Below are 19,432 nucleotides of genomic sequence, written 5' to 3'. Positions count from 1 at the left end.
TGGCCTCGCGCGGGCCGTATTGCGCCAACAGTCGCTCGCCAGCCTGGCTCACAGCGCCCCCATTTCGTTGCCGATCTCGGTGGCACGCAGCTTGGCCGCGATGGCGCCGTCGATGATGCGCTGCTTGACCTGGGCATGGGCAAATGACGCCAGCGCCGCGGCCGTAGTGCCGCCCTTGGACGTGACGCGCTCGCGCAGGATCTCCGGCGTTTCACCGGCCTGGCTGGCCAACTGCGCCGCGCCGTTGAAGGTGGCCAGCGCCAGCGCTTGCGCCTGCGCCGGTCCCAGGCCCATCTGGACACCGGCCTCGGCCATGGCTTCGATGAAATAGAACACATAGGCCGGGCCGCTGCCGGAGACTGCTGTGACGGCGTCGAGCTGGTTTTCCTGCTCGACCCAGACCGTCATGCCGACCGCATCCATCACCGCCGTGGCCAGCGCCTTCTGGTGCGCACTGACCTCGTCCAGCGCCGCCAGACCGGTCGCCCCCAGCCCGATCTGCGCCGGGGTATTGGGCATGGCGCGCACCAGGTGGCGATACCCGCCCAGCCAGCGCGACAGGTCCTGCAACCGGATGCCGGCGGCCACGCTGATGACCAGCTGCCGTTGCAGCCAGGGCGCCAACTGCCCGGCCACCGCGCGCAAGATCTGTGGCTTGACCGCCAGCACGATGACCTCGCACGACGCCAGTGTGGTCGCGTCCGCGGCCACACCGGTGCGCACGCCATGGACGGCGACACGCTCGCGGGCATCGGCGCCGGGATCGATGGCGACGATGTCCAGCGGGTCGTTGCCCTGTGCCACCAGGCCGCCGATCAGTGCGCCGGCCATATTGCCGGCGCCAATAAATGCAATCTTCAATTCAGACTCCAGACTTCCGATAACGGGAAATGAAACAAATGAGTCGAAACGCCGGCGCGATATAATTGCAATTCAATCATAGTTATCGAATAACAATAGTTATAGAGCCACCAACATGCCAAAAAACGCCCCTGCCCCGGTCTCGCCAACGCCCGCACGCGACCGCAAAGCGGACCGTTCCACGCTGTTCATCGGCTCCACCGAGAAGACCTTCCAGGTCTTGCATACCTTCGATGGCCCCAATCGCCACATGACGCTGGGTGACATCGCACGCGCTTCGGGCCTGGATCGAAGCGCCACCCAGCGCGTGGTGCATACGCTGGAAGAACTGGGCTACCTGCAGCGCATCGCCGATACCCGCAACTACGGATTGACCAGCAAGGTGTTGCAGTTCTCCTATAACTACATCCGCGCCAACGAGCTGGTCGACAAGGCCTCGCCCTATCTGCTCGACATCAGCCGCCATGTCGGCGAGACCACCAACCTGCTGGAACTGGATGGTCACGAGATCGTGTTCGTGGCCCGCTTCCCGGGCAAGCACCTGGTCAACATCGACATCGTGGTGGGTGCCCGCCTGCCGGCCCTGTTCACGGCCTCCGGCATCGCGATCCTGTCGCGACTGCCCGCCAACCGCATCAAGGAAATCCTGGCGCAGACCCGGCTCGAACCGATGACCCCCTTTACCCAGACCAATACCAACAAGTTGATGGAGCGCATCCGCCAGGTAGCGCGTCGCGGCTATGCCGTCATCGAGAACGAGACGGTACTGGGCGACATCTCGGTGGCGGCCCCGGTCACCGACCACGGCGGCATCCCCATCGGCGCCATCAACATCTCGGTGCCGACCTCGCGCTGGACGGTGGAACGGGTCGAGAGCGAACTGGCCCAGCATGTCCAGGTCGCTGCCACTTCGATTTCGAAATCCCGCCTGCAAAGCCTGCGCGGCTGAGCGGGCGGGTGGCCGCAGGTCAGGCCGCCCGGGGCGCCTCGAAGATCGCCAGCTGCTTCTGCAGTTCGTCGCGCAACCGGCTGGCCAGATCTGCCGCGGGCGGCACCAGCGGCGCCAGCATCTCGGGCGCATTCACGCCAATGAGATCCATCACGGCTTTCATCGGGCCCGGGTTGGTCTCGGCAAACGCCAGGTTCATCAGCGGGATCAGCGAGCGGTGCAAGGCGATCGCCTCGGCGGTCTTGCCGGCACGCGCCAGTTGATACACCTGCTGCCAGGCCGTCGGCAGCAGCGACGCCGTGACGATGATGCCGCCCCGGGCGCCGGCGGCCAGATGCAGCGGGAACAGCGTGTCTTCACCGCTGAGTACGGCGAACGAATCGTCGACGCCGGCCATGGTGCGCAGGAAATGCCACATGTCGGTATTGCAGGCCTTCATGCCGATGATGCGCTCATGGCGCGACAGCTCGTGCAGCACCTCGGGGGCGATGGCGATACGGGTACGGTAGGGAATCTCGTAGATCAGGATCGGCACCGGCGACTCGTCGGCATAACGCAGGAAGTAGTCGCGAATGCCGGCCTGGGTCGGGTTGGTGTAGTAAGGCGTGAGCACCAGCAAGCCGTCGGCGCCGGCTGCAGCCAGTTCGCGCCCGGAGCCGATGGCATCGTGGTATCCCGGATCGAGCACGCCGGCAATCACCGGCACGCTGCCCTTGACCTCGGCCGCGGTAAGCTCGATCATGCGCGCGCGTTGGGCACGCGAGAGCGCGCCGTATTCGCCGGTGCCGCCCAATGGCAGCACGCCGTCGATACCCTGCTTGAGCAGGAAGCGCAGCAGCGCCTGGGTGGCGGCGACGTTGATGGTGTCGTCCGCATTGACGGGAGTGGGAATGGCGGGCATGACGCCCTTGATTGACGCGACTGTAAGCATATCGTTACCTTTTCTAATGAAACTCAGGAAGCCAGGCTGCGGCGGCGCAGCCGGTCGGCGGCGGAAATGAGGAGGGTGATGAACGCGAACAGGCAGGTCGACACGGCGGCGATGACCGGTGATATCTGCATCGTGGTTTCATCCCAGAATTGCTTGGGCAGCGTGGTGCTCAGGCCACCCGTGGTGAACAGTGCAATGGTCAACTCGTCGAACGACGTGGCAAACGCAAACAGGAACGACGACAGCATGCCGGCGCTCAGGATCGGCAGCGTCACCCGGCGCAGCGTGGCCAGCGGTCGCGCGCCCATGCTGTAGGCCGCGTGATCCAGGCGCGTGTCGTAGTTGCGCAGTACCGCCATCATGGTGATGACCACATAAGGCACCGCCACCACCGTATGGGCCAGCATCAGGCCAAACGATGAACCGACCAGGCCGATGCGGGCGAAGAAATAGAACACGCCCACCGCCAGGATCATGCGCGGCACGATCATCGGCGCCAGCACCAGGGCCAGCAGGCCGGCATTGCCGCGCCCGCTGCCACGCACCAGCAGGAACGCCATGGGTGTGCCGATGAGCATGGACAACACGCCGGTGCCCACGCCGACCAGCATGGAGCGGCCGATGGCGTCCATCCACAGCGACGACTCGAACACCTGGCGGTACCACTGCAGCGAGAACCCGCGTGGCGGCCAGGCCAGGCCCGAGGCCGAATCGAACGACAAGGGGATCATCATGAAGGCCGGCGCACTGAGGAAGACCAGCAGCACGATCACCGCAAGATCGAGGCTGCGCCCCTGCGCTGCCGGCGCGTTGCGACGACGGGTGAACGGCGCCAGCAAGGTATCGGTGGCGTGCCCCAGGGCGCCCAGGATGCCATTGCCCAGCCGCCGCCAGGCCGGGTTGGCCGACGACTTCCGGGCCGCCGCACTGCTGCCGCCGGCCATGGTGGACAGGCCGACCATGCGGTCGTAGATCACGAACACCACCAGCACCACCACCAGCAGCAACACCGAGATGGCACCGGCGAAGCCCCAGTTCAGCGCCTGCATGACCTGGTCGATGATGAGCTGGGTGATCATCGTCTCGTGCCGCCCGCCCAGCAAGGCCGGCGTGATGAAGAAGCCGATCGCGGTCACGAACACCATCAGCGCGCCGGAGGCCACGCCCGGCAGCGACAGCGGGAAATACACGCGCCAGAACGCCGTGCCAGGACGCGCCCCCAGGGTCGAGGCCGCGCTCGGCAGGCGGCGGTCGATGTTTTCCATCACCGACAGCATGGTCAGGATCGCCAATGGCATCAGTGCATGCACCATCCCCACCACCACCGCCGGCAGGTTGTAGAGCAGGTTCAGCGGCGCGTCGATGATGCCCAGCGTCTTGAGCACCCAGTTGATGACGCCGTTGCGGCCCAGCAGCACCACCCAGCCGAAGGTGCGCACCAGAAAGCTGGTCCAGAACGACAGCAGCACCCAGTACAGCAGGCGGTTCTTGCGCTGCGCCGTGACGGTGGAGATCAGGTAGGCGATCGGATAGCCGAACACCACCGAGAACAGCGTCGTCAGCAGCGATACCTTGAGCGTGATCAGCAAGACCTCGACATATACCGACGACTCGAACAGCTTGCGGTACTCGGCCAGGTTCCAGCCGGTCTCGTTGCGTATGCTCAGCATCAGCAACTGGCCCACCGGATAGACCAGCAGCACCAGCAGCAGGATCATCAACGGCGCCGACATCAGCACCGGGCGCAGCCGGCTGCGCCAGCGGGCCGCACGGGCTGCCGGCGCCGCGTCGGTCGGATGTGGGAGTGTGGTTGGCTTCATGTCTTATCCCAGGATCGCCACGGCGTCGTCGGGCTGCCAGCACAGCGTGATCTGCTGCCCGATCTGGTAGCGCGAGCCCATGCGGTTGGTCGGGTACGACGCCACCAGCGGTGCGGCAGCGCCCGTATTGTCGAGGTACAGCTTGGTCATGCCGCCGGTGACCATCACTTCGATCAAGCGGCCCTGCAGCATCGCGGTACCGGCAGGAACCTGCGCCGGCTCGCCATGCACGCTCACGTTCTGCGGGCGAATCATCAGCTTGACCGCGTCGCCGGCCTTGATGCTGGCGTCGTAGGCCACCGCCTCGCCCTGGTCGTGGCCGCCGATGGCGACCCGCACGCGTTCGCCCTGGCGCGCCAGGACCTTGGCCTCGAGCAGGTTCGACTCGCCCAGGAAATCGGCCACGAAGGCATTGGCGGGCCGGAAATACAGGTCGTCCGGACTGCCGAGCTGGGCGATGGCGCCCGCCTGCATCAGGCAGATGCGGTCGGACATGGTCATCGCCTCTTCCTGGTCGTGGGTGACGTAGACGATGGTGGTGCCCAGTTCGCGGTGGATACGCTTGATCTCCAGTTGCATGTGATCGCGCAGCTTCTTGTCGAGCGCGCCCAGCGGTTCATCCATGAGGATGATCGAAGGCCGGTAGACCATGCAGCGGGCCAGCGCGATGCGCTGCTGCTGGCCGCCGGACAACTCGCGCGGATAACGGTCCGCCACATGCGGCAGGTGCACCATCTCCAGCGCCTGCTCGACCTGCTTGCGCGCGGTGGCGGCATCGACCCGGCGCATCTGCAGCGGAAAGGCGATGTTCTCGGCCACCGTCATGTGCGGGAACAAGGCGTAGTTCTGGAACACCATGCCGATGTCGCGCTCGTAGGGCGCGCCATAGGTGACGTCCATGCCATTGATGCTGATACTGCCCCCGTCAGCTTGCGCCAACCCTGCAATCAGGCTCAGCAGCGTGGTCTTGCCGGATCCGCTGGGTCCCAGCAGGGTAAGGAATTCGCCCTGGGCGACGTCGAGATCGGTCGGCGCCAGCGCGACGAAATCGCCATAGCGCTTGCTAAGGCCCGATATGCAGAGATTGGAAGCTGACATGGTCTGATGCTCTAACGGATGATTGATGACGGATTAACCGAGGACCCAGCGATTGAAGCGTTCCAGCGCCACGCTCTGTTTCTGCTGCCAGTATCTGGCGTCGATCTGTACCCCGCTCTTCATGTTCTCCGGGTAGGTCGGCGAATTGCGCGCGATCTCGGGTTTCACGAAGCTGAAGCCTTCCGGTTGCGTCAGCCCGGCCGGGAAGAAGTTGGTCAGCGCCGCCTGCCGCTTGGCGTCGCTGGCGAACTTGATGAACTCGCGGCAGGCATCGGCATTGGGCGTGCCCTTGAGGATGGCCCAGCTGTCGCAGCCCCAGATGTTCTGGTTCCAGACGATGGCCACCGGAGCGCCGTTGGCCATGGCCGATTGCGCGCGCGAAGCCCAGGTGGCGACCATGTCGACCTCGCCGGAGGTCAGCATCTGCTCGACCTGGGCGCCGGTGGTCCACCAGACGTCGACGTTCTTGGCGATCTTGCCCAGGCTGGCCAGGGCACGATCGATGTCACAGGGATAGACCTGGCCTGGCGCCACGCCATCGGCCATCAGCGCTTCCTCGATGGTGTCGAATGGATACTTGCGCAAGGCGCGACGCCCCGGGAAGTCCTTCACGTTCCACATGTCGGCCCACGAATTGGGCGCCTTCCTGCCCTTGAATGCATCGGTGCGATAGGCCAGCACCGTGGTGTAGACGTTATGGCCGACGCCGAACGGGGTCATGTACTGCTTGGGGATCTTGGCGATCATCGGGTCCGACTCCAGGCCGTGGCGTTCCAGGTATTCCTTGCCGCCGGCGGTCAGCGTGAGCACCGCAGGCTGGCTGACCTTGGCCATGTCCCAGGTATAGGCGCCGGCGTCGACCATGCTCTTGATCTGCGCGGTCGGTTCGGCCGTGGCCTGCACGCCGACCACTTCGATACCGGTCTTGTCGCGAAACGGCTTGTAGAACACTTCGTTGTAGGCCTTGTTGTAGATGCCGCCGTCGTCACGCACCACGATGCGCTTGGTGGCCGCGCGCGACGGGGTCCAGATGAACGGGAACGAGATCGCCACGGCGCCTGCGGCGGCGGCCTTGATGGCCGAGCGGCGGCCGGAATTTTCTACATGTCCACTTGCGTTTTGTTTCGGTTTCATCTGGTTCTCCATGAGGATGGACGTAACGAAAGAGCCGGCTCGATCGACGCGCGATCGGGGCCGGTAACAGGGGGGGATTACGGTACGGCTAGGACAGGCCCTAGGGCAGCAGGCGCCCTGGGTTCATCAGGTTGGCCGGGTCCAGCGCCTGCTTGAGGGTCTTCATCAGGGCAAGCTCCACTGGCGACTTGTAGTGCGCCATCTCGGGCAGGCCGGTCTGGCCCACGCCATGCTCGGCGCTGAAGGTGCCGCCCAGGGTATGGGCCACCTGGTTGACGCAGTGGCGCATGCGCCGGCCCATGTCGTCGGGATCGGGCAGCGCCTTCCAGGTGTCGAAATCGAACATCGGGATGAAGTGGATATTGCCGTCGCCCACGTGGCCCACCACGATGATATCGAGCCCCGGCACGTCGGCATGCACGGCAGCACTGGCCTGCGCGATGAAAGCCGGCACGGCCGACACCGGCACCGCGCAATCGGTGGTCAGGCCGATGCCTTCCTTCTTGTTGGCCTCGCTTACGCTATGGCGGATTTCCCACAGCGCGGCACGTTGTGCCTGGCTGCTGGCGATGGCGGCATCGACCACCAGGCCCTGTTCCATGGCCTGCTCCAGCACCTGCAGCAGGATCTGGCCGAGTTCATCGGCGCCCTGGGTATCGGCCAGCTCCACCAGCACATGCCAGGGATGCATCGCCTCGAGCGGATTGCGGCGATTGGGAACGTGTGCGATGACCAGTTCGAGCTGGCGGTCGTTCATCATCTCGAAGGCCGACAGGCGCGAGCCGCATCCCTGCTGGAACATGCCCAGCACCTTCAAGGCGGCCTCGGTATCGGCCGGTGCGAACCACGCCATGGCGTGCTCGGTGGGCAAGGGATGCAACTTCAGCGTCGCCGCCGTGATGACGCCCAGCGCACCTTCGGCACCGATGAAAAGCTGCTTCAGGTCGAGGCCGGTATTGTCCTTGCGCAGCGCGCGCAGGCCGTTCCAGATGGTGCCGTCGGGCAGGACCACTTCCAGGCCCAGCACGTTGTCGCGGGTATTACCGTAACGCAGCACGCTGGTGCCGCCGGCATTGGTGGCCAGCGTGCCGCCGATCTGGCAGGAGCCCTCGGCACCCAGGCTGATCGGATACAGCCGCCTGGCCTCGACGGCCGCCTCCTGGACCGTCTGCAGGATACAGCCGGCCTCGACCACCATCGAGTTGTTGGATGGATCGATGTCGCGGATCCGGCGCATGCGCGCCAGGTTCAGGATCACCGGGGGCGTGCCGCCCTTTTGCGGCACGGCGCCGCCGCACAGGCTGGTGTTGCCGCCTTGCGGCAGCAGCGGCACGCCGTGCGCGGCACAGGCCTTCACTACCAGTGCCACCTGCTCGGTGGTGGCCGGCAATACCGCGCACAGCGCGGGCGCCTTGAAGCGGCCGCGCCAGTCTTCGGTGTAGCCCTCCATCTCGGCCTCGGCCACGATGACCGCGCCAGCGCCCAATGCCGCCTGCAACTGCGCGATCAAACCGTTTTGTACGTCCATACACTATCTCCCTCATGCATGCGCCACCAGTGCCGCCCGCAAATAGACCCGCATCGGATTTATTGGGGGGCGTCGCACGGCGCGCTCGGACCTGCTCATTGTTGAAAGAAGAATAGAAGAACGAAAATCGCATGTAAATATCTATGATTGCATTGCAATCATCGTCATCGCATATTGATTTTTAAATTATTTAAATCAATGATTTAGCGTGTGCATAAACTCAAATCCGCGCTTCGGGTGGGGTCGCGATCGTCCGCAAAGCACCATTGCGGCGCAACAAAACGGGTTGCCCCGCATGCATTTGGCGCACCCGCGCACTCCCCTTGTGCAGGCCCGTGAGAAAGTGCTTTCGCGCCCCGGATCGACTGACGAAAAAATGCCGCTGCGACCGGACTCTCGATCGTCCGGCGGCAGCGGCAAGTGCTTTTCTTATACCAGATACGCTGGATGAATCAGCGTCGATGCAACAACTTACCAACCATACTTCAGCGTCAGGTAGACATTGCGGCCGTCACCGTAATAACAACCCGAGGCCCCCAGGCATGCGGCCACATAGGTCTTGTTGAAGATATTGGATGCATTGAGCGCCATGCGCAGGCCCTTGAGTTGCGCATTGGTCTTGCCGAAGTCGTAACGCAGGGCGGCGTCGAACAGGGTCACGCCGGGCATGTGATAGAGGTTGCCATTGTCACCGAAGTTCTCGCCCAGGTAACGCGCGCCGAAACCTCCGCCCAGGCCTGCCAGGTCGGCATCCTGCACCGTGTAGTCCAGCCAGGCACTGGCCTGGTTGCGCGGCACGAAGGCCAGGCGATTGCCGGTGTTGTTGACGCCGCCGCTGGTGTTGGCCTTGGTGATCTTGCTGTCGGTGTAACCGTAGGAAGCGATCAGGTCCAGGCCCTTCTGCAGTTGTACCTTGCCTTCGAGCTCGATGCCGCGCACCCGCACTTCGCCGGTCTGCTCGTTGAAGCTGGTGTTGAGCGGATCGGGCGTGGTCACGTTCTGCTGGGTCAATTCATAGGCCGACAGCGTGATCATGGTCTTCGAACCGTCCGGCTGGACCTTCACACCGGCCTCGGTCTGGCGTCCCTTGGTCGGCTTGAACACGGCCAGGGTGCGGCTGGTGCCCACCGTCGGCTGGAACGAAGTCGAATAGCTGACATAGGGCGTGATGCCATTGTCGAAACTGTACAGCAGCCCCAGGCGGCCGGTGAATGCCGAATCGCTTTGCGACACCAGCGTGCTGGCGGTGCTGGTGGTGGTGCGGGTCTTGGTATCGGCCCAGTCGTAGCGACCGCCGGCCACCAGGGTCCAGCGCTCCAGCCTGACCTGGTCCTGCAGGTAGGTGCCCAGCTGGTCGCGGTCCTGCTCGATGCGCATCGCCGCCGGCGGCACCACGCCGCTATAGGTGCCGTAGACCGGCGCATAGGCATTGAACAGGCTGCCCAGCACGTTCAGCGAACTCTCGCTGTAATGGCTGCGTTCGGCCGAATAATCGACACCGACCAGCAGCGTGTGCCGGGTCGGCCCGGCATTGAAGTTACCCTGCAGCTGGTTGTCGACGGTGAACATGCGCGACTTCTCGGGGAAGGCCCAGGCATAGCGCCCCAGCGTGGCCGGATTGCAAAGGGCATTGAGGCAGGCGGTCTGCACCCGGCGGGTATCGGCATCGACTTCGCCAAAACGCAGGTTCTGGCGCACGCTCCAATCGGCGTTGAGCTGTTGCTCGAACTCGTAGCCAAGGAAATACTGTTCGTTGGTGAAGCGGTCGAAGCCCGGCTCGCCGGCAAAGGTGCTGCGATCGAGCGCGGCGAAGCGATTGGTGTAGAGCGTGCCATTGGCGGTCAGCACCGGGGCGCCGCCGCCGCCCCTGGAATCGATCTTCTGGTACTGCGCCAGCAGCGTCAGCCGGGTATCGGCGTTCGGATGCCAGGTCAGCGACGGCGCCAGGTAGGTCTTCTCCTCGCTCACGAAGTCATAGGCGGTATCGCTCTTGCGTCCCAGGGCCACCAGGCGGTAGCTCCATTGGCCGCTGTCGTCGATCTTGCCACCCAGGTCGATGCCCAATTGCTTGCGGTTGTGGCTGCCATATTGCAGCTCGACCTCGCGCACCGTCTCGGTGGTGGGACGCTTGCTGACCATGTTGACCAGGCCTCCTGGAGTGGCCTGGCCATACAGCAGCGAGCTGGGTCCCTTCAGGACCTCGATGCGCTCCAGGCCGAAAGGCTCCACGCGCGGCTGCGAATACCCGCGCGCGCCAAACGGCAGGCGCATGCCGTCCAGGTATCGCCCCGGCACGAAACCGCGCACCGTCAGCCAGTCGTAGCGCAGGTCGGTATTGCCGTACTGGGCCACCACGCCGGGGGTATAACGCAGCCCTTCGGCGATGCTTTCGACACCCTGCGCATCCAGCTGGTCGCGGGTGATGACGGAGATGGATTGCGGCGTTTCCTTGAGCGAGGTATCGGTCTTGGTGCCGACCCGGCTGATGCGGGCGACGTTGCCGGTGACCGCCGTGAGCGCGGTCTCGATCTCGGCGTCGTCCTTGACGGTGATGGTCGGCAAGGTGCTGGCGGCAGCGGCGGCAGCGCCGGTGTCGGGCGCCACCGGACGCACGGTATAGTCGCCGCCGGCCAGGCGCACCGCGCCCATGCCACTGCCGGCCAGCAACGCCGCCAGGCCGGCGTCGATGGTATAGCTGCCGTTGAGCGAGGACGCGCGCAGGCCGCGCAAGGCGGCCGCATCATAGGTCAGCGTGATGCGGGCTTCGCGTGCGAACTGGTCGAGCGCGGCGTCCAGCGGGCCGGCGGCGATCCTGAAATGCTGGGTGGTCGACGCATTGGCGGTTTGCGCCATGGCTTGCTGGCTCATGGCCAGGGGCAGGCCCACGGCCAGCGCCAGCATGGCGCCGCCGACGGCGCGCGCCAGTCGATGGGGGACGGGGTAGGAAGTGGTTACAGGTGGCATGGGATTGACGATAAGGTTGGACAACAAGTCAGGATCTCTAACTTGCTTGCCGCAGCACTTCGCAAATCCCCTCACCTGTTTTCGATTATTTTTTTCGGATCAACCGGGTTGCCGCGCAATGATGGTCACCCAATACCGGGTGCGGTAGCGCGCCGCCACCGGCTGGGTCGCCAGCAGGACCTCGATGGTGCGCTCGGTATCGTGCAACTGGAATACGCCCGACACCGGCAAGGCGGCCACTTCCGGATCGCACCTGAGCAAACCCGGTCGATAGCGCGACAGCTCGGCCACGAACTGGTCCATGCGCATTTCGCGCGCGGCGATCACGCCCTCGGTCCAGGCCACCGGATCGAAGTTGTCGGCAGCGGCCCTCCAGATTGCCCGGCGCGACATGTAGAAGCTGTCGCCGGCCTGCGCCAGCACCGCTTCGTGCACCTCGGGGCTGCTCAGTTCGACCGCATGCTCGAGTACCGTCAGGCGGGTCCGGCCCGGCTCCTTGCGCACCAGGAACCTGGTCCCCTTGGCCAGCATCATGCCATCGTCGGTGCTGACCATGAAGGCGCGCCGTTGCAGCGCCGAGGCGTCACGGCCGGTGGTCACCAGTATCTCGCCGCGACGGACCTCGATCAGGCGCCGGCTGGCTTCATAACGCACATTGACGGCGGTATCGGTATTGAGCACCAGCTCGCTGCCATCGTCCAGTTGCACCGTGCGCCGACGACCGACGCCGGTGCTGTAGTCGGCCGTGGCCATCTGCATCCAGGCGCTGTCGCGCCCGGCGTAGGCTGCCGCCCCCACCATGGCGCCGGCGATCATCAGTTTCATGGCGCCGCGGCGCCGGCCGAGCGCCGCCCGGGCGCTGGCCGCCAGCACCTGCCCCGCCAGTTGCGACGGCACCGCCTGCATGTGCTGCAGGTCCTGTTGCATGGTCTCTATACGGCGCCAGGCGGCTTCATGGCGCGCGTCGGCACGACGCCATGCCTCGAACGCCTGCAGGTCGCCGGCATCGCCCCCGCGCAGGCGCAGCCGTACCCCCCAGGCAATGGCCTGGTCGACCGCTTGCGCATCGATGATCGGCTGCGCCGTGCGCATCTCGCCGGGATTCACAGGAAATAGACCCGATAGCACTGCTGCCAGGCCGCATTGAGGTCACGTTCGACCGTGGCCAGCGATACGCCCAGCCGGGCGGCGATGGCCGGCCCGCTCAGCCCATCCAGCTGCGCCAGCAGGAAGGCCTGGCGCGCACGGGGCTTGAGCGCATCGAGCGCGGCGTCGATGCGCACCAGGGCCTCGATGATCAACAGCCGGGTTTCGGGCGCAGGCGCCTCGGCCTCGGGCATCGCAGCCAGCGCATCGAGGAAGGCCCGCTCGACATCGCGCCGTCGCCAGTGATCGATCACCAGGCCCTGGGCGATGCGGGTCAGGTAGGCGCGCGGCTCGCGCAAGCCGGTGGCGCACGAAGCGCCCTGCTCCCGGTTGAGCAACCGCAGGAACGTATCCTGCGCCAGGTCGGCCGCGTCCGCCGCACATCCCAGCTTGCCGCGCAACCATCCCTTGAGCCAGCCATGGTGATCGCTGTACAACGCTCCCAGTTGCTGATGCTGTGGTTCGGATATCGACATGAGTGCGCCGGCGAAGAAACTTCATTGAATGAGAATAACTATCATTCTATCAGCTTTACTCAAATTTATTCGACCTAACGGCAGGGTCCTGACCGCCGCGCAACAGTTGCACGCCATGAGAAATCCGCGCATGGAAGAAGGCCTGGATCGCCGCCGGGGCCTGGCTTGCGAGCTGCTTGCCCGACCTGTCCAGGCGATCGAGGAAGTCGTCGAGCAGGGCCGGCGCCTGCGTGGACGACAGTCCGAAATGGCCGGCATCGGCAAGGATGGATTGCCGGGAAATATCGTATCGTCCGAGCGAGGTCTGCATGGCCAGCGCGGCCGGGCTGTCATCCCAATTGGGTACGACGTCGAAGGCGGGCGAAAGGCGCCAGCGCTTGAGCGCGCTATCGTAGATGGCGGCATGGTTGCGCGGGTGGTCGTCATCGTTGCCGAGCACGGCGTTGTAGACCATGCGCAAGAACAGCTCCTGGCGGTCGGGGCCGGCCCCGATACGTTGCAGTTCCTCGGCCAGCCGGGGATAACTCCATTCCGCCCTGACCTGCCCGCCAGGAAATTCGGTCGACAGCATCGTCGCGCCGCTGATCGCCATGAGCCGGCGATCACCACGCCGGTCGAATCGCTTGACACGCACTACGCTGATGGCGTCGCCCACCGTCTGGTACACCGTGTCGGCAAAATCCAGGCCGACCGCGCGCCCCAACCGGGCCGCCATGTGCTCCAGCAAGGGCACGTCGGCAGTGTCGCTGGGCACGCGCGGCTTGACCAGCCAGTAGTCATCGCCATCCTGCACCACACCCTTGGGGCGGGCGCCACCGAGACTGGGCGCCGCCACCAGCATCTTGCGGATGTTCTTGTTGACCGGTGGTCGCTGCACCGCCATGGCAGACAATTCGACCACCAGGTCGGCCAGGTTTTCCAGGCGCGGGCTGCTGAGATGATCCACCGAAGGCCTGGGCGAGGTGCCGATTGCCAACGCTCCCCAACGGTCGGCATTCCTGGCGTTGACCAGGAATTGATACGGATGCGCGCTATCGGACAAACCCTTTTGCTTGCGGATGATGGCCTGTCCCCACGAGTCCGGGCAGGCATCGCGCAAGACGTCATGCAAGCCGCGATATCGCGGCGCACCGATGGCGATACCGGGCTTGAATGGCAGGTTGACCGGATCGATGGCCCAACCCAACCCGGCATCGGCATAACTCGGGGCATACAGGAAGCGCCCTTCCGTTTCGCGCTGCAGGGAGTAACGCCCCACCGTCACCCATTGCCCGTTGTCGGGGCGCTGAAGGTAGACATACAGGCGAACCGGGCGCTCAGAAGTACTCATCGTCGATCTCCGCTGCCGAGCGACGCACGCGCGAAGCCACTGTGCCATCCCGCCTGACCGGGGCGGCTACCTGTCGCACAGGCACAGGCGCCAGGTCGGCCAGCCCGCCCAGGACATTGAGCACCGCCATATAGGCGCCCACCGCGGCGCCGGGGTCTCCCTGTTCCAGCCGCCGCAGCGTGCTTTCGGAGACGCGCGCGCGCTGCGACAGGTCAGCGGCGGTAATGCGCTGCTCCAGCCGCGCCGCATGAATGTACTGTCCCCACAGCGCGACACGCTGCGCAACCAGGCTTGGATACCTGGCCTCGTCATGCATCAGTTTCTTGGGCATGAGACCTCCATAGATAACGCATTATCTAATATAAGCCTTTAACTTTGAAGTGTTTATTGAAAATGTACATTCATAGTCGAATGCTTATACAACATAAGACGCCATCTATGGAAGTTGACCGCGCGGCTCGATGATCAGGATCGGCGCCAGGGCGGTCGCCGCGTCAGGCGTTGGCATGCAACTCGGCCAGCACCTCGTGCGCACGCGCGAGGCGCACCCCGGCTGCGGCCATGGCGTCGATGAACTGCCGGGATTGAGCCTCGAACCCGGCCACCGGGCTCATGCAATCGGTCACCAGCACCAGGCGCGCCCGGCTCGCAGCATCGAGATTGTCGACCATGTCTTCGGTGGTGGCCCGCACGCAATGGCTGGCGGCCTGGCCGGTAATGTAGACCGTATCGGCCTGCGCCAGGTCATCGAGGAAGCGGCCGTTGAGCTGGGTGCCGGGGTCGCTGGCATCCGGCACTTCGGCCTTCAAGGCCGAATAGTGCTCGGTCCAGGGATTGCTGCCCTTGGCCAGCTTGGCGACGCTGCGCAAGCCCGCTTCTTCCCAGCGGTTATAGGCGGCACGTACGTCGGCATGCACCGCCCCGCCCCAGCTGCCGATCTCGCAGTGCACCGGCCACACCATCAACCGGTAACGTTGCGCGGCCTCCAGGGCATCCAGGTAGGCCAGCGTGCGCGGCAAGGCTTGCCGGTCGCGCGGCAGATAAGCACCGCGCCGCACGTCGGCCGCCACGATCTGGGTAAATGCCGCTACCGCGCCGCCATCGCCCTGGCGCCAGAAGCCCGGGTGGGCAATGTCGAGTCGGTGATGCGAATCGAGGGTGATGCTGATGGCCGACAAGCCCGCGCCACCTTCATCGATCAGCCGCGCCACCCGCTGCAGGTCGGCGTGGGCACCGGCCACCGGCAGGGAGGGCTTGAGCGCGGGGTCGCCGGGCAGGTAGGCGTCGGGCAGGTCGCAGAAATCGTTTTGCGGATCGATCACCAGCAGATGCAGTTTGCGTTTCATGTCTCGTTTCCAGGCGTTTTTCCAGCGTGGCGATGGAGCCGGTGACGGCGGCCGACGACAGCGACAAGCGGCGCGCTGCGCCGAGAAGCTCTCGGCCTCGGCCAGCACGACGAAGACGGTCGTCCGGTAACGCCGGTTTAAACCGGCATGGTTCCATTCGGCGAAAACGTCCTCTGTATTCTATAAGGAATCCCGTCGCGTGCTGATCGAGCCATGACGATCAGCCTACCCACTGATGAAACAGGTGGCTGAACAGGCGGGTCAGGTCCTTCATCAACATCGCGCCGCCGCGACCGGCATGGGCCTCGAAGGCCAGTGTCATCATTCCAATGAAAACGGCGATTCGCATGATGTTCTCCTTCGTCAATGCAGTTGGTATGGAGCCATCTTGCACCGGCTGGGCTTCAATCGTGTTGCAGCACCGGGCCACCACATTACAACTGAAACATTGCGGCGCCGGCAACACCGTGGCGAGCGCAGACGCATACCGATCGAACCATGCGGTCGATATCCCGACCGGCCAACGCAACAATCATCCTGCGCCGACTTGCCGCCAGACGTCGTCGCCACGCAGCGACACGATATCGCCGCCCCGATCATCGTTCGTCAGTAAAAAGTGAGTGGCAAAGGCCAGGCTTGCAAGCTACCATTCGGGCAGCATGGCAACCAGACAAAAAACCACCGCACCTCGCAAACGATCCAGGTCCAAGAGCAGGAAAAAATCTCCGGGGGCGCTGCGGCGCTTCCTGGTTTCCTTTACCAGCACCACTATCGTCGTCTTCGGCATCGCCAGTTGCGTGCTCAATGCACGACTGCCCGATGCGCTGCGGGACTCGTCCATCCTTTCCCGGATCGACTGGCCCGGCGCCTACGAGCCGCCGCCGGCGCACGTCGATGGCGGCGACACCGTTACCCGCTTTACCCGCTGCCCACAGTTCTTCCCTGGCGGCCAGGCGCCCCGACTGCCCGCAGGCGAGCACCTGCGCGAGCTCTGTTTCGATGCCTTCGCGGTACTGTACGACGCCCAGACCAGGACGCCGCTGCTGGTGGTCGAACGCCTGAACCGGGCCACCCTGCTGCAGGCCAGGAAACAGCACCGCACCGACAGGTTCTATCCGGAAGCCCGCCTGCCGCGCAGCGAGCGCGCCGAGCTGGAGGACTATAAGGGATCTGGCTACGCGCGCGGGCACATGGCGCCCGCGGCCGACATGACCACGCCCGGGGCGATGGCGCAAAGCTTCTCGCTGGCCAACATGGTGCCGCAGGACCAGGTACACAACGCCGGCGCCTGGTCGCGCCTCGAGCAGGACACGCGCAAATACGTGATGCGGGCCCAGGGTGATGTCTTCGTCTACACCGGGCCGCTGTTCGATGGCGCCACTTCCCATATAGGCCACGGGCGGGTGGCCGTTCCCAGCCACCTGTTCAAGCTGGTCTATGATCCGGGGAGCGCAAGGTCATGGGCGCATATACAGGCCAACCGATCCGATACCCGGGCCGGGCCACCGCTGCGATATGCGGAGTTCGTACGGCGCACCGGCCTGCAGTTGCTGGCGCCCCAAGGTGCTGGCAGTCAGGCGCAAGTCTTCGGAGGCCTTTGAAGGTATTCGTGGGGCCTTGCCAGCCGATGGAACAGCGCACCCCGTAGCGTGCCCCCGCCCAGGCCACCGGGGCACGCAGGCAGGCCGGCTCAGTACTTGAACTTGGCAGTCAGCAGGAAGGTGCGCGGGCTGCCGAAGGTGATCAGCGTCGCCGCCGGGGTCGTGCCCTGGATGTACTCCTTGTCGAACAGGTTCTTGATGCTCAGGTTCACGCCCCAGGACTCTGCCTCGTATCCGGTATTGACGTCAAATACCGTATGTCCCGCCAGCGCGACGTAGTTGGCCGCCCGTTGCGACGTGCGGGCGCTCTGGTAGCGTGCGCCGGCGCCCATGTTCCAGCCCATCCTGTCGGCGCTCAGGTAGTACTGGGTGAACAGGCCCACGGCGTTCCTGGGAACCAGGTTGATGCGCTTGCCGATATCGCTCGTCGCCAGGCTGGCGGTGGTCTTGGCGAACGGAATGTAGCTATACGACGCCGATACATTCCATTGCCTGGTCAGCGCGGCCGTGGTTTCCACTTCGAAACCCTTGGTGACCTGTTCGCCCGTCTGGACCGAGTAGCCCAGGGTGGCGTCGGCCTCGGTCACGTTCTGGCGCCGCAGGTCATAGGCGGCAAGATAGCCTTGCAGGCGTTGCTCGAAGCCCTGGAATTTCATGCCGACTTCGGTCTGCTTGCCGGTCTCGGGCTTCAACAGCGTGCCATTGGCCCCGAGGTCGGTGCCCGGCATGAACGAGGTCGAATAGCTGGCATAGGGGGCGAAGTTGTCGTTGATGCGATACATCAACGAAGCACTACCGGTGAATGCCGTATTCGAGTTGGTCGCGTCGGCGCCGCCCAGCCGGTGCTGCACGTTCACCCGCGCCCAGTCATGACGCCCGGACAGGCCGATGATCCAGCGGTTGTCGATCTTGATGGTATTGCGCAGGTACAGGCCGACATCCTGCGTGGTGGTCACGTCGCGGGCCGGCGTGCCGGGCCGGATCGAGGTGACGCCGTAGACCAGGGTATCCGCATTGAGCGCATTGATATTGTCGGTGCGCTGGTAGTAATCGCTGCGCTCGCGCATGGTGTCGAGACCGGTGACGAGATCGTACTTGACCCGGCCGAGATCGAAACTGCGCTGCAGGTAGTTATCCAGCGTGACATTCACGTCACGCTTGTCCTGGTTGTTGATCTGGCGAGCGACCAGCGGAAACCGCGCCGCGCCGGCAGCGAACACCGAATTGGTCCAGCTGCTGCCCTTGGTGACCGCCAGGTTCTGCCTGAAGATCCAGCCGTTGTCGAAATAATGCGTGTAGTTGCTTCCTACCCGCATCACATCCACCTTGTAGGGACGGTCCGGTTCGCCCACGAAGATGCTACGTCCGTATTTCTCGGACCAGTTCAACGGCACGCCCTGGTTGCGGATGTACTCGCGGTGCTGGTAGCTGGCGATGACCGACAGCTCATCGCTGGCACCCAGGTCGAAGTTGTATGAACCCGCCACATACTGGCTCTTGAAGTACACATGGTCGGTCGGGTCGTCCTGGTCCGCAACGTGGGCCAGCAGGCGGAACGCGCCTTTGCTGCTGCCCTTGGGGGCGACGTTCAGATCCACCGTCGCGTCCTTCTGGGCATAGCTGCCATAGCTCAGGCCGGCGTTGAAGAAGGTGTCGGCCTGGGGGCGCTTGGTGCTCAGGTTGACCAGGCCGCCGGGCAGTGCCATGCCAAAGCCCACCGATGTCGGCCCCTTGACGACCTCGATCGAACCCAGGCCAAAGATATCCTCGGCGCGCAGGACATTGGTGGAATTCTGGGTCCGCAGGCCATCGACATAGGTCTGCGCCGACGAGATCTGGCCGCGGATCATGAAGTCGTCCCAGCCGCGCCGACCATAGGCGCCGGCGGTGACCCCGGCCACCCCGTCCAGGGCTTCGGCCACCGTCTTCGCCTGCCTCTCTTCGATCTGCTTGCCGGTGATCACGGTGATCGATTGCGCAGTCTCGAACAAGGGCGCCTCCGAGCGCAGCACGCTGGGGGCGCTGCGTGCGGTGTAGTCGCGCTCGTTGTCCGGCTTTTTCTCACCCAGGACCTGGATCGGCGCCAGTCCGGTTTCGGCTGGAGTGGTCGCTTGCGCCCAGGCCGGCATGGGCATGGCGGTGGACATCAACGAAATGCCGAGCAGCACCTGCTTCTTGCGGGGGAATAATTTGATGGTCATTGGGAAATCCAGTGGATGTTACAAAGGGGTGTCATTGACAATGGGGC

Annotated in this window: 17 protein-coding genes; 3 read left to right on the top strand and 14 right to left on the bottom strand. The window is 64.6% G+C overall.

The annotated features are described in order from the left end of the window. Positions 1-48: 48 nt before the first annotated feature. Positions 49-861 carry a pyrroline-5-carboxylate reductase gene (gene proC, locus PMI40_RS00435; RefSeq protein ID WP_008110983.1) on the bottom strand — a complete coding sequence of 271 codons (813 nt, stop codon included), beginning with the start codon at positions 859-861 and terminating at the stop codon, positions 49-51. A 115-nt stretch (positions 862-976) separates the two neighbouring features. Here proC and PMI40_RS00430 point away from each other — a divergent pair, with 115 nt between their 5' ends. Next, positions 977-1,810, top strand: a complete 834-nt coding sequence (locus PMI40_RS00430) for an IclR family transcriptional regulator (protein WP_008110981.1) — start codon at positions 977-979, stop codon at positions 1,808-1,810. Positions 1,811-1,829: 19 nt separating this feature from the next. Here the strand turns inward: PMI40_RS00430 and dapA are convergent, their stop codons facing one another. The 12 genes from dapA to PMI40_RS24495 all read right to left on the bottom strand — a co-directional run bounded on the left by dapA (position 1,830) and on the right by PMI40_RS24495 (position 15,932). After that, entirely contained in the window at positions 1,830-2,741 is a 912-nt protein-coding gene (gene dapA / locus PMI40_RS00425; RefSeq protein WP_008110979.1) for a 4-hydroxy-tetrahydrodipicolinate synthase, read from the bottom strand. Between the two features lie 23 nt (positions 2,742-2,764). After that, the gene (locus tag PMI40_RS00420; RefSeq protein ID WP_008110977.1) at positions 2,765-4,561 is read right to left on the bottom strand and encodes an ABC transporter permease subunit; all 1,797 of its coding nucleotides are present in this window, start codon (positions 4,559-4,561) and stop codon (positions 2,765-2,767) included. Positions 4,562-4,564: 3 nt separating this feature from the next. Next, the gene (locus tag PMI40_RS00415) at positions 4,565-5,659 is read right to left on the bottom strand and encodes an ABC transporter ATP-binding protein (RefSeq protein WP_008110975.1); all 1,095 of its coding nucleotides are present in this window, start codon (positions 5,657-5,659) and stop codon (positions 4,565-4,567) included. A 33-nt stretch (positions 5,660-5,692) separates the two neighbouring features. After that, complete coding sequence (locus PMI40_RS00410; protein ID WP_008110973.1) at positions 5,693-6,793, bottom strand: ABC transporter substrate-binding protein; 1,101 nt, start codon at positions 6,791-6,793, stop codon at positions 5,693-5,695. A gap of 100 nt (positions 6,794-6,893) precedes the next feature. Continuing rightward, positions 6,894-8,321: an FAD-binding oxidoreductase gene (locus PMI40_RS00405; RefSeq protein ID WP_008110971.1), complete on the bottom strand. Its 1,428-nt coding sequence runs from the start codon at positions 8,319-8,321 to the stop codon at positions 6,894-6,896. A gap of 471 nt (positions 8,322-8,792) precedes the next feature. Beyond that, positions 8,793-11,312, bottom strand: coding sequence for a TonB-dependent siderophore receptor (locus PMI40_RS00400; RefSeq protein ID WP_008110968.1), 2,520 nt, complete (start codon positions 11,310-11,312; stop codon positions 8,793-8,795). A 72-nt stretch (positions 11,313-11,384) separates the two neighbouring features. Continuing rightward, positions 11,385-12,377, bottom strand: a complete 993-nt coding sequence (locus tag PMI40_RS00395) for a FecR domain-containing protein (protein ID WP_008110967.1) — start codon at positions 12,375-12,377, stop codon at positions 11,385-11,387. A gap of 11 nt (positions 12,378-12,388) precedes the next feature. After that, on the bottom strand, positions 12,389-12,907 hold the full coding sequence (locus PMI40_RS00390; RefSeq protein WP_008110964.1) for a sigma-70 family RNA polymerase sigma factor: 519 nt from the start codon (positions 12,905-12,907) through the stop codon (positions 12,389-12,391). Between the two features lie 55 nt (positions 12,908-12,962). Then, complete coding sequence (locus tag PMI40_RS00385) at positions 12,963-14,237, bottom strand: type II toxin-antitoxin system HipA family toxin (RefSeq protein WP_008110963.1); 1,275 nt, start codon at positions 14,235-14,237, stop codon at positions 12,963-12,965. Next, positions 14,224-14,568, bottom strand: a complete 345-nt coding sequence (locus PMI40_RS00380; RefSeq protein WP_008110961.1) for a helix-turn-helix domain-containing protein — start codon at positions 14,566-14,568, stop codon at positions 14,224-14,226. Before PMI40_RS00380 ends, PMI40_RS00385 begins: the two co-directional genes overlap by 14 nt. A gap of 163 nt (positions 14,569-14,731) precedes the next feature. Beyond that, positions 14,732-15,583, bottom strand: a complete 852-nt coding sequence (locus PMI40_RS00375) for a hypothetical protein (RefSeq protein ID WP_008110959.1) — start codon at positions 15,581-15,583, stop codon at positions 14,732-14,734. Between the two features lie 220 nt (positions 15,584-15,803). Further along, entirely contained in the window at positions 15,804-15,932 is a 129-nt protein-coding gene (locus tag PMI40_RS24495; RefSeq protein ID WP_008110957.1) for a hypothetical protein, read from the bottom strand. Here PMI40_RS24495 and PMI40_RS23585 point away from each other — a divergent pair. Then, positions 15,931-16,203: a hypothetical protein gene (locus PMI40_RS23585; protein WP_157221405.1), complete on the top strand. Its 273-nt coding sequence runs from the start codon at positions 15,931-15,933 to the stop codon at positions 16,201-16,203. The two genes, PMI40_RS24495 and PMI40_RS23585, sit on opposite strands and share 2 nt — an antisense overlap. 39 nt (positions 16,204-16,242) lie before the next feature. Continuing rightward, the gene (locus tag PMI40_RS00370; protein WP_008110955.1) at positions 16,243-17,184 is read left to right on the top strand and encodes a DNA/RNA non-specific endonuclease; all 942 of its coding nucleotides are present in this window, start codon (positions 16,243-16,245) and stop codon (positions 17,182-17,184) included. Positions 17,185-17,273: 89 nt separating this feature from the next. On the opposite strand, the gene PMI40_RS00365 is transcribed toward PMI40_RS00370, so the two are convergent. Continuing rightward, on the bottom strand, positions 17,274-19,385 hold the full coding sequence (locus PMI40_RS00365; RefSeq protein WP_008110954.1) for a TonB-dependent siderophore receptor: 2,112 nt from the start codon (positions 19,383-19,385) through the stop codon (positions 17,274-17,276). Positions 19,386-19,432 lie beyond the last annotated feature (47 nt).

The organism is Herbaspirillum sp. YR522 (genome assembly GCF_000282575.1).
Taxonomy (GTDB): Bacteria; Pseudomonadota; Gammaproteobacteria; order Burkholderiales; family Burkholderiaceae_D; genus Herbaspirillum.
This window is presented reverse-complemented; position numbering and strand designations above follow the sequence as displayed.